We start from the raw sequence: 11,890 nt of genomic DNA on the forward strand, positions 1-11,890 counted from the left end.
TGACTCCGAGGGGAATCGAACCCCTGATTCCAGCGTGAGAGGCTAGCGTCTTGACCGCTTGACCACGGAGCCTTATTTATATTCGCTGTTTGGTGTTCCTCACAGCGAATATAAATATAACATATGTTTTTACTATATGCAAGTATTTTTTTAATTTTTTTGATTTATTTTTTACATTTTACTTTTTTACTTTTTCGGAATCCACTGATAAACCTGCCGCCACCTCTGAGTCAACTTTGATCTGCACGGCTTGCTTCTTATCTTTAACGGTAATTTCTTTGTGCGCCCCGCCAAATTCTCCGTCTAACGTCCACGGGATTTCTTCCTCTGACTCAAACTTAATTTCTCCCGTCTTAAACGAATACATCCGTTTTGAATCTAACTGTTTCATCACGATCGCGCCGAGAAGTTCATTCAATTCTATTGCGTTTTTCGGTGTCTTGATCAGCGTAACTTCAAATACTCCGTCGTCAAATACGATCTCCGGACCGATAATCCCCTTGAATCCACCGACAGATCGGGAATTTGTCACCATTCCGAATATAAACTCATCCTCTATCACTTCGCCGTCATGCGTGATCTTAATCTTATAAGACGGAATATTAAACACTCTTTTCGCGCCTTCCAAAATATACGCCATATGCCCAAGAACATTTTTCACATTCTGATCCGTGGCATAAGACACGTCCGTAAACAGTCCGAACGCTGCGATGTATGCAAAATAATCTTCCCCGAACATCCCTACATCACACGGGAAGACCGTTCCGTTTACCGCCGTCTCCGCCGCCTCAAGAATATCTTTCGGGATGCCGAGACTTGTCGCAAAATCATTCGTCGTCCCCGCCGGGATATATCCCAGCGGAACTTTACAGTTACAAAGCTGCATTCCTGTAACCGCCTCATCTAAAGTACCGTCTCCGCCGCTGCATACGATCAGATCATACTGACTCCCGCTTTCTTGTATTTTTTCAGCCGCATCATATCTTTTCTGTGTCGGATAAACAGTCACTTCATATCCGCTCTTCGTAAAAATATCCAAAACATCCGCAAGTTTAGGTTTTAATTTTCCCGTACCGGCATTCGGATTATAGATAAATAACATTTTTTTCATACTGCGTCACCGCCCCTATACTTTGTTATTTCCATCTCGTGAAAAGAGAGGACTGCACACAGATGTACAGCCCTCCTCCTTTTATTCGTTTTATCCATCCACTCTATTTTCTGCCTTTTGCAAAAAATGTTTTTATACCTTCAGCCGCTCGCTGCTCGTCTTCTCCATCTGTCACAACAGTGATCTCTTCCCCATCGGCAAGACTCAGACTCATCATACCCATAATACTTTTTGCATTAATGTGTTTCTCTCCGACCTGAATATAAATCGTACTTGCGTACTGACTTGCTTCCTGAACAAGCAATGCGATCGGACGTCCATCAAAATCTTCTTCCGTCTTTACTACAACAGGTGTCTTAATCATAATAATCCTCCTTGTTTCTGCCTGAGACTCTCTGCCATTTCGCTCAGTTTTCTCAGCCTGTGATTGATCCCCGACTTCCCGACAGGAGGAGTAAGACTCTCTCCCAGTTCTTTTAACGTAGCGTCGGGATGATCCAGCCTTGCATATGCCGCTTCAACCAGATTATCCGGCATATTTTCAAAACCGATCATATCTCTGAGATATGTAATATCCTCGACTTGTTTTACCGCCGCGGACACCGTCTTATTAATATTGGCAGTCTCGCAGTTCACCTTCCTGTTTACGGAATTACGCATCTCTTTCAGAATCCTTACATTCTCCAATTCCATAAGAGCTACATGCGCTTCCATTACATTCAATATATCTACTATCTGAGATCCTTCCTTCAAATAAACAACATAAGACTTTTTTCTGCGTACAATCTTAGCGTCAAGACCAAAACTGCATATAACCGACCTGATCTGCTCGGCAATCTCCGAAATCGTGCATACAATTTCAAAATGGTATGATTTATTCGGATCACTCATAGAGCCTGCCGCCTGAAATACGCCTCGCAGAAATGCTCTTCTGCAGCAGACCTGACGGATTATAAGAGGATTAAATCCGCAAATCGCATCCGTTCCCACCTGCTGTTCTCCGATCATCTTCGTTGCCTGAAGGACTCTGAGCGCATCCTCGTGACTTTTTATCACGACAAGATATGATACACTCTCTCTTTTTACATTTCTCTTTACAGAGATATCAGTTCTTATATTAAATGTTTTTTTTAACAATGTAAAGACTTTTCTTGCAACAACGATATTTTCCGAATGAATCTTAATATGATATCTGTCAAAACTGTCAATCGATACTGTTCCGCACATGCCGATAAACGCAGCTAGTTCTGCGATCCGGCAATGTCTCGCCTGACTGATGTTCTCAGAAAGTTCTTCTCTGACTTTTCCCGAAAAAGACATCGTCTCACTTCCTTTTTGTAATTGTATCTTTCTCAATATCGCGGTGTTCAATACGCACCCCGTAATTTTCCTGTTTTTCCAAAACTTTATACAACGCGTTCGCCAACGTTACGGAACGATGTTTTCCTCCCGTACAGCCGATCGAAATAACAAGCTGGTTTTTACCTTCCAGAATATAGTTCGGAATCAGAAATTCTGTCATGTCCTTTAATTTGTCCAAAAACTGTTCCGCCTTTTCATTTCCCATTACATAATCCTGAACTTCCGGATCATTTCCCGTCTTCTCCCGAAGTCCGTCTATATAATAAGGATTGGGCAAAAAACGCACGTCAAATACGAGATCCGAATCGCTTGGAATCCCATACTTGAAACCAAATGACATAACTGTAATATAAAGATTACAAAAGTTTTGTCCCTTCACAAAAATCTTCTCAAGTTCCAGTTTCAATTCTCTCGTAAGCATCTTACTTGTATCCAATATATAAGTCGCTCTCATCTTCAAGAACATGATCTTTTCTCGTTCTTTTGCAATCCCTGTATCAACACGCCCGGAACCGCTCAACGGATGCTGACGTCTTGTCTCTTTATACCGTTTAATAAGCACATCGTCCTGCGCGTCAAGAAAAAGAATCTCGTACTCGATCTCTTTGACATCCATCTCATCAAGAACATCTTTCAGTCCTCCGAAATCCTGTCCTCCTCTGATATCAATCCCGAGCGCAATCTTTTTCACTTCTTCGTCCGGTTCGCTGAACATCTCCACAAAACGCGGAAGAAGCGGGATCGGCAGATTGTCTACACAAAAATACCCCATATCCTCCAACATTTTAAGCGCTGTCGATTTTCCTGCCCCTGACATTCCCGTCACGATAACAAAACGCATTGTTAAAACTCTCCTATCCTTCTTACTTCCGGTTCTAACCGTACCCCGAACTTCTCTTCCACTCTATCCGCAACATCTTTCATCAACTGCATGACTTCCGCTGCCGTAGCATTTCCTCTGTTGATAACAAATCCGCAGTGTTTTTCAGACACTTGAGCGTCTCCGACTCTATATCCCTGCATACCGGAATCCTGTATCAGTTTTCCCGCAAAATACCCTTCCGGGCGCTTAAACGTACTGCCGGCGCTTCCAAATTCAAGCGGCTGCTTTGTAACGCGTCGTTCCTTTAAATCTTCCATATATGCACGGATCTCCTGCCGATCTCCTTTCTCCAGTTTCAAAACCGCAGACAGAGCCACATAATCATTTTTCGCAATAACACTTGTTCTATATCCCATACCAAGTTCTTCATTCGTCAAATTTAAAACTTCGCCTTCAGACGTAAGCACTTCCGCACTTTCGACGATCTGTTTCATCTCTCCGCCGTATGCTCCCGCATTCATACGAAGCGCGCCGCCGAGCGTTCCCGGAATGCCCGATGCAAATTCCATCCCTGTAAGCGACGCCTCGCACGCAACAGCAGCCGTTTTTGATAAAAGAGCTCCCGCCTGTGCATAAACGCGCTCTCCGTCTGCATACACATCGCTCATCTGCTTAAAGACCTGTACGATCACTCCCCGAAATCCTTTGTCACCTACAAGCAGATTACTCCCGTTTCCCATAATATAATATGGGGTAGAGCACTCCCGGCACACAGCAACGATCCGGCGGATCTCTTCTATCTTCGACGGCTGAATAAAATAATCTGCCGGTCCGCCAATGCGAAATGTCGTATGCATCTTCATCGGTTCGTCTTTTAATACATTACCTTCTCCTGATATTTCACATAATGCTTTATACAACTCCATAAATATCTCCATATTTCTGTTTTTTATATATTAATTATCTTCATTATAATGATACATTATAATTCACGCCTAATGCAAAGTAAAGCGAAACGTCACCGATTACCGCCGCATATCCGATTTTACTGATATTATCGGATTCTCTTCTCCGTTCCTTGTCATTATTATCCGCTCCTTGTCATTATTATCCGATTCTTGCAAATTTCTCCAAAAGAGTGTATACTGATGAGGTATCTATATTTTTGCATGCCATAAAATGGCTTATTTTATTTTTTATTAAAAAGGAGTGAATTTAGAACTGTGGATTCTGGTGACAGTTTTCAACTAATTATACTTATAATTCTTTTAGTGCTTTCAGCATTTTTTTCATCAAGCGAGACAGCGCTCATGTCCGTAAATAAAATACGGCTGCGTTCCCTTGCCGAATCAGGCAACAAGCGGGCCGCCCTGGCTCTTGATATTGTGGAGAATAAAACTTCCAAAATGCTGAGCGCCATTCTGATCGGAAACAATATCGTCAACCTTTCCGCATCGGCAATCGCTACCTCTCTCGCCTATTCATTCGGCGGTTATATGGTCAGCATTGCCACTGCTGTTTTAACGGTTATGATCCTTGTCTTCGGAGAGATTACCCCTAAAAATTACGCTACAATGAACACGGAAAAATTAACTCTAAAATTTATACCGATCATCCGATTCTTTATGATCGTTTTGACTCCGTTTATTTTCATCATCAACCTTTTTTCGCGCGCATTTATGTTTCTGCTCCGTATCGATCCGAACGCAGCTTCAACCGCAATGACAGAGGACGAGCTTCGTACGATCGTCGATGTAAGTCACGAAGACGGAGTAATCGAATCAGACGAAAAAGAGATGATCTACAACGTGTTCGATCTCGGCGATGCCAACGCAAAAGATATTATGGTTCCCCGCGTTCACGTTACATTCGCAGAAGTAAATAATACTTACGAAGAGTTGATCGCCATTTTCCGCGAAGATAAGTTCACACGTCTTCCTGTTTATGAAGATACTCCGGACAATATCGTCGGTATTATTAATATGAAAGATCTTCTGCTCTATAACAAAAAGACAGAGACGTTCAACATTCGTGATATTATGCGCGAGCCGCATTTCACATATGAATACAAAGATATTTCCGAACTTCTTGTGGAAATGCGGGATTCTACTTTTAACATCGCCATTGTCCTTGACGAATATGGCGAAATGGCAGGACTGATCACACTGGAAGATATTCTGGAAGAAATCGTAGGCGAGATTCATGACGAATACGACGAAAAAGAGGACGATATGTTCCGACAGATTTCCGAACAAGAATATATCATCGAAGGATCTATGAATCTGGACGATATAAACGACCGTCTGGAAACGGATCTTGTATCCGAAGATTACGATTCCCTCGGCGGATTTATCATCGAACATCTGGATCGCCTCCCTGAAGTCGGAGATGAAGTATGTACCGATAACGGAATTCGCCTTATCGTGGAGGCGCTTGATAAAAACCGGGTAGAATCTGTTCGTATGTATCTTCCAGAAAAACATGATGCTGACAACAAAAGCGAACTTTCTTCCTCTGAAAGCGCCGCACAGACAGCTTTCACCGAGGAAAAATAATACATCTTATACCTATATCGAATATAAATGAGCATATAAAAATTCCGTATCTCGATCTTACCGATCTTGATACGGAATTTTTATTATGTCTTTCTTTTAAATCTTATTATATCAGCGATAACCAATCACTTGCACAGCATCAGTCTTCTTTCTTTCTAACAGCTGCCATAACAGCGCCTGCTGCCAACGCCAGTCCTGCGATCGGAACGATCGGTGATCCTGCCGTGTCTCCTGTCTGCACTGCTTTATCATCATCCTTCGGATCTTCCTGATTCGGATTTTCCGCTGCTTTTTCAAAGTTCGCTTTCAAAGTCAGCGTTCTGTCAACTTTAAACGTAAACTCCGCTTTATCTGAAACTGCTTTTCCGTCTACCGTCCAGTTCACGAATTTGTATCCTTCTTTTGCCGCTGCCGTTGCAGTTACAACGTCTCCTTCTTTATAGCTGTCTTTTTCCGGATTAAGCTTCACAGTTCCCATCTTCGAATCGTTTACACTGACTGTAATCGTGTACTCTTCTTTTTCCACCGGCGGCGTTACCTCTTTCTTTGTCACTTCAACTTTGATTTCAGCTTTCAGATTCTTCGTATTCGTAACATTTTCAGGAAGTTTTCCAAGTGTTCCGCTTAACGTATATGTCTTTTCCGCTTCACCTTTGTATTCTCCCTTTTCCCATGTCACTTCTACGTCTGCCGTCTCTGCTTTCTCGCCTTCTCCGAAATGTACGGTCACTATCTTCGGAAGGTCTTTCTTAAGATCTTCAAATGTTGTTCCTTCTTCTACCGTCACTTTTTCCGGTTTTTCAACGGATATAACATCTTTTGTCTCAACCGGCGGCGTTACCTCTTTCTTTGTCACTTCAACTTCGATCTCAGCTTTCAGATTCTTCGTATTCGTAACATTTTCAGGAAGTTTTCCAAGTGTTCCGCTTAACGTATATGTCTTTTCTGCTTCTCCTTTATATTCTCCCTTTTCCCATGTCACTTCTACGTCTGCCGTCTCTGCTTTCTCGCCTTCTCCGAAATGTACGGTCACTATCTTCGGAAGGTCTTTCTTAAGATCTTCAAATGTTGTTCCTTCTTCTACCGTCACTTTTTCCGGTTTTTCAACGGATATAACATCTTTTGTCTCAACCGGCGGCGTTACCTCTTTCTTTGTCACTTCAACTTCGATCTCAGCTTTCAGATTCTTCGTATTCGTAACATTTTCAGGAAGTTTTCCAAGTGTTCCGCTTAACGTATATGTCTTTTCTGCTTCTCCTTTATATTCTCCCTTTTCCCATGTCACTTCTACGTCTGCCGTCTCTGCTTTCTCGCCTTCTCCGAAATGTACGGTCACTGTCTTCGGAAGGTCTTTCTTAAGATCTTCAAATGTTGTTCCTTCTTCTACCGTTACTTTTTCCGGTTTGTCGATAGATGTAACATCTTTTGTTTCAACCGGCGGCGTTACATTATCTTTTTCAAATTTCGCTGTCAGCGCATAATTTCCCGATACCGTAAATTCGTACTCTGCATCTGTAGAAACCGGAGTTTCTGCATTAGATGAATGATACCATCCTACAAAATGATAATCTTTATCAGGAGTTGCTTTTACCGTTACTTTCGCTCCTTTATCCACCTCAAACGGTTTTCCTGCTTCTGCTCCGACAATCTCGGCTTTTCCGCCTTTTTCTGCATTTACGAAAATTGTATTCTTTCCGGATTCGACAACTTGAATCTCATCGCCTACATTGAATTCAGACACTGCTACCCATCCGTCATTGGACGCTTTCGCAACAAACTTGAATCCATATACAGTCTGCTTATTAAAACGGAATACTTTCTGCGTCTTATCTGCCGCAAATTGTGCGTCTGTGACAACTTTCTTCATTTCTCCGTCTTTCTCTGTCTGAATATATAAGTCTGCCTTTGTTACATATCCGCTTGGCTGATCTTGTCTCGGTGTAAATGCGATCCTGTCGATCTCATAACCTTTGTCAAACTTTGCCTGTGCGAATATCGTATCTACCGTACCCTGACCTGTCGGCGCTCCGTCATGAAGTCTTCCGTTTGTCTCTCCTGCTCCCGCCTGCCACTCTGAGTGCCACTTTGTATCCGCTTTTCCGTCAAACGCCTTTGTAACTTCACCTTCTGTCGCAGAATTGTTGGAATATTCTGAGTCTGTAGTAATAGTCCAATCTTTTTTATTATACTTATCTTCTGTATTCACTGCCGATACAACAACATTGTCGATCTTTCCTGCAAGCGCATTTGTCTTAGATCCGATTCGCTCAATCGGAAGCGCAAACGTAGCGTTTTTAATTCCTTCTTTCTTCACCTGACCGTTATGCACGAATTTTCCGACAGCCGTTCCTACGGATCGACCGTCTGCAAATAATTCTGTCTTTTGCTGTGTAGAAACAATTTTCAGATTGACTTTCTTTCCTACCGGAAGTTCATAATCGAAATAATAATCGTAAAGCTCTCTTGTAAATCCTAATTTTCCGTTTTCCATCACCCGGATATCGTGCGTTCCGTACGCCGGATCTGCCTCAAACAGAATATCTCCCGGTTTGGAAGGCTTGTTCAGTTCAAGATCAAAGGAAATAGCATTGCCGTTTCCAAGCTGCTCGATCGGAGTTGTGACATAACTTTCTTCATCGCCAAGATTCAATACGCCATCTTTGACTTCCGCGCCTTTTCCTTCTTTCAGATCTCGTTTATTCTCTGAACTGTCTTTCATATCAGCGAACTCATATTTCTCATACTCTTCGCCTTTTTTCTCCTCCTGATAATACGGATTCGTATTCGGACCTGTTCCCATCTTCTCTGCAAGAGCTGTCAGCTTTGCCGAAGTTCCTTTTTCCTGTCCTGTTGCCGCCCAGGTTTTCTCTGCGTAGAACGGCATCGCATCGAAGAATCTCCAATACAGATCAGACTCGGAAAGTCCCGAAGCTTTTCTGTCAATGTTGTCGCTCCACAGGGCAAATGCCGCGCCGAGCATCTGATCGTCTCCTGAAGGAACCGCTTTATAAGCTCCGTTTTTCGTTCTTACATTATTTACTTTAAAGTCTTTAAAAATACGGCCTATGTCCAGCAAATCTCCGTAAGCATTTTTTCTTGTGAGACTTCCGTCCGGAACGAGATATCCGTGATCGTCGATCGTATTGATCAGATCATATCCCATATTGTACATATCGATTCCGTCTGCCCAGTCTTTTGACCAAAGATTGATCTGAACGCCATCAATAGCGTCTTTGTTGATCTCTGTCGGCGGATTGTCTTTGATCTGCGTCAAGCCGCCCCACATACGAACGGTATTCGTTTTGTCTACATATGGTATGATCTCGTTGACAAACTCTCTGTATGATTTTGCATCCGCCATAAACTCATCCGCTCCGATGTGAACAACCGTATCTGCATCGAAAGTCGGATTCGTTCCCTTTGTATAATCGTCAAAAATTTCCTTGATCTTCGTAACCGCAGCGTCGTTTGTCAGATCAAAATGATCGATCAGCGGGTTGTTGTTATGAAGCTTATTGCTCACTTTCAATTCCGGCCAGATCTTTGTAAATGACAATGCATGCGCCGGAACGTCGATCTCCGGAACAATATTCATTCCTACCGCGCGTTCGTCTGCGATAAATTTCTTGAACTGTTCTTTTGTAATCGAGTAATCTTTCGCAGTAGGACTTTCTCCTGCTTCGTTTGTCAATCCGGATTCAAGACGAAATGCCTCGTACGCACTAAACGCATTGTTTTCCGTTCCATTTTTTCCGTATTCGCCAAGCCAGATATAGTTATCCGACAAATGCGCCTGAAAATCATTCATCTTATAATAACGCATCGTCCTTGTGATCTCTTTCATCATCTCAAGAGAAACCGGCTTGCGGGCAACGTCTAAAAGAAATCCTCTCGTCTCGTATCTCGGATAGTCGCGCATCGTACCGATACTATATCCGCCGTCTTCACTTCCCTTATACATCTGAAGGATCGTCTGCATACCGTACATATTACCTGTCACAGAGACAGACTGTACGTCGATCCTGTCGGATTTGATATCCATCGTATAACCTTCGTCGCCAAGAAGCTCATCAGGCGCGGCTTTCTTAAAGTTAAAGGCATTTGCCTTTCCTTCGCTGCTCTTGCCTGCTTTTAACTCTTTGCCTGTAAAATCCTTATAATCCGATACAAATTCATCTACAATCGCTTTTAATGAATCATCACTGTATGTTACTTCCGTAAGTGTATCAACCGACACTTTCTGATCGGATTCCGAAAACCACTCCTGTATCTCCGGAATAACCGAAGGTTTCGCATTTTTCGCCTTTGTAGTATCTTTCGTACCTTCTACCGTAAATGCAAGATCTCCGGTATTTTTCACATTTCCTGTTTTTGTCTCAGTTACATTGAAAGAAATCTGCACTTCTTTGTCCGTCATCGGATGAACAACAGGAAGTTTTCCTGTCTCTTTATCCGCCTCTCCGATGATCTGCTCAAAATCAGCTCCGTTCGACTCGATCGTAAATCCGTCCGGTACATTCGGCAGTGTAAATTCATTTACATCTTTTGCAATCTTAGTGCCTTTGATCGAAGCAACAACCTCGTCAAGTGTCTGACCCTGCGGCGTCTCAGACTGATCATTGGAATATGCTCTCACTTCCAGAATACTGATGTTGTTATATCCGTTCTGTCCTTCAATGTCAATCTGAAGATCAAAGTTCGTCATCTTGAAGCTCTTCATATAAACAGGCGTCTCAAAAATGTGCTGTACATTTGTCACATAGCCTGTCTTGCCGCTTTCTGTCGATTTCGCGTTGCTGATCTTAACCGTATGCTCTGTTCCTGCCGCATCTGCATAAACAAGATCAAAGGACTTCACATTAGACGGCATCGGCGCCACGTCTCGAGTATGAAGATCAAAATCCAGCTCTTTTACAAGCGTCACCTTCGGAAATGTTACCGTTACCGTCTGCTTACTTGCTTCCGAATAGTCCGAAGCCCAGCGCGTCTGGTTGTTGCCGTCTTTAATATTAGAAACCGGAAGCGAAGATGCCTCTGTCGTAGACGCTTCCGCCGTAACGCCTGCTGCATTCACATGATTCTTATTCTCTGCCGCTTCGATATCGGACTCCTCTCCGTAAATTTCTATTTCGCTAAGTCCGATATTGCTCCAGAAATCATCCGGTCCTCTATCCGCCTTGTTCACTGTGATCTTAACTGCAGTCACAACTTCCTGCGCGTCCTCTGCCACTGTGATCGTCTGCTCTGACGGCGCATATGTATCTTCATCCGTCTTTTGATAAATATTTTTGTACTCGCCGCTCATCGTCTTCACATCAACTTTCCACTGCTTGATGTTATTCTGATGATTTCCGGCTGCTCCCGTTCTCTCCCAAAACACCTTGATTTCGCTTACTTTCGTCGGCTTTTCAAGTGTCACTTCTATCCACTCGTTTGTCACTTTGTTCTGTGATGTGCCCCAATGCGTACCTTTATTTCCATCAATCGCCTTAGCCGCCGATGTGGAATCAGCCTCTGCTTCGCTTGCCGCAGCTGTACCTTTTAACGCAAGATTTTCTTTTTCCGCTTTCGTATCATTTTCCTCAGCCTGTACCTTTTCAGGCGTAAAGAAAAATCCCGGAACAGCCGCTCCGCTGCTTACGACCATAGCCGCTGCCAACAAACAGCTCACTACTTTCTTTTTCATACACTTTCTCCTTTTTAATCTTTGTTACGGTGATTTAGACATAATCTATGTTTTTCACAAAACACCGAGCATAATCATATTCATTATAACACCTTTACATTTTTCAGGTATATTTTATTTACACAAAATATAATTTTTGTATACTTTTTCTATTTTAAATCATATTTTTTGTGCATTTCGACAATTCAAAAGGGGATTTTCTTTGCTTCCCTTTCGCCATTAAGCTACTCTGATATTTTTTAATGGTGAAAATTGAATAGATAAAAGATCATTGCTTCTAATTAGTAAGTATGTTATGATAATCCCACTTACAGAAATTCTTTCTGTGGAAGCTACCGGCAGCTTCGCCGACC

7 protein-coding genes and 1 tRNA gene are annotated in these 11,890 nt (G+C 42.7%); 1 reads left to right on the top strand and 7 read right to left on the bottom strand.

Annotated elements, in window-relative coordinates:
- The 6 genes from RUMTOR_RS09925 to murB form a co-directional block, all read right to left on the bottom strand.
- Positions 1-72: transfer RNA gene (locus RUMTOR_RS09925), tRNA-Glu, on the bottom strand.
- Positions 73-178: 106 nt separating this feature from the next.
- Positions 179-1,111, bottom strand: coding sequence for a diacylglycerol/lipid kinase family protein (locus RUMTOR_RS09930; protein WP_004847592.1), 933 nt, complete (start codon positions 1,109-1,111; stop codon positions 179-181).
- Between the two features lie 103 nt (positions 1,112-1,214).
- Positions 1,215-1,475 (bottom strand): HPr family phosphocarrier protein, encoded by a 261-nt coding sequence (locus RUMTOR_RS09935; protein WP_004847593.1) that lies wholly within the window; start codon positions 1,473-1,475, stop codon positions 1,215-1,217.
- The gene (whiA, locus tag RUMTOR_RS09940) at positions 1,472-2,431 is read right to left on the bottom strand and encodes a DNA-binding protein WhiA (RefSeq protein WP_004847594.1); all 960 of its coding nucleotides are present in this window, start codon (positions 2,429-2,431) and stop codon (positions 1,472-1,474) included. The genes RUMTOR_RS09935 and whiA overlap by 4 nt, the downstream gene beginning before the upstream one ends.
- Positions 2,432-2,435: 4 nt before the next feature.
- The gene (gene rapZ, locus RUMTOR_RS09945; RefSeq protein ID WP_004847595.1) at positions 2,436-3,314 is read right to left on the bottom strand and encodes an RNase adapter RapZ; all 879 of its coding nucleotides are present in this window, start codon (positions 3,312-3,314) and stop codon (positions 2,436-2,438) included.
- A 2-nt stretch (positions 3,315-3,316) separates the two neighbouring features.
- On the bottom strand, positions 3,317-4,222 hold the full coding sequence (gene murB, locus RUMTOR_RS09950; protein WP_009242385.1) for a UDP-N-acetylmuramate dehydrogenase: 906 nt from the start codon (positions 4,220-4,222) through the stop codon (positions 3,317-3,319).
- A 297-nt stretch (positions 4,223-4,519) separates the two neighbouring features.
- On the opposite strand from murB, the gene RUMTOR_RS09955 reads away from it, so the two are divergent.
- Positions 4,520-5,851 carry an HlyC/CorC family transporter gene (locus RUMTOR_RS09955; protein WP_009242386.1) on the top strand — a complete coding sequence of 444 codons (1,332 nt, stop codon included), beginning with the start codon at positions 4,520-4,522 and terminating at the stop codon, positions 5,849-5,851.
- Between the two features lie 139 nt (positions 5,852-5,990).
- Here the strand turns inward: RUMTOR_RS09955 and RUMTOR_RS09960 are convergent, their stop codons facing one another.
- Positions 5,991-11,537 carry a family 20 glycosylhydrolase gene (locus RUMTOR_RS09960; protein ID WP_004847598.1) on the bottom strand — a complete coding sequence of 1,849 codons (5,547 nt, stop codon included), beginning with the start codon at positions 11,535-11,537 and terminating at the stop codon, positions 5,991-5,993.
- Positions 11,538-11,890 lie beyond the last annotated feature (353 nt).

Origin of the sequence: [Ruminococcus] torques ATCC 27756 (assembly GCF_000153925.1) — a bacterium.
In the GTDB taxonomy this organism is placed as follows: domain Bacteria; phylum Bacillota; class Clostridia; order Lachnospirales; family Lachnospiraceae; genus Mediterraneibacter; species Mediterraneibacter torques.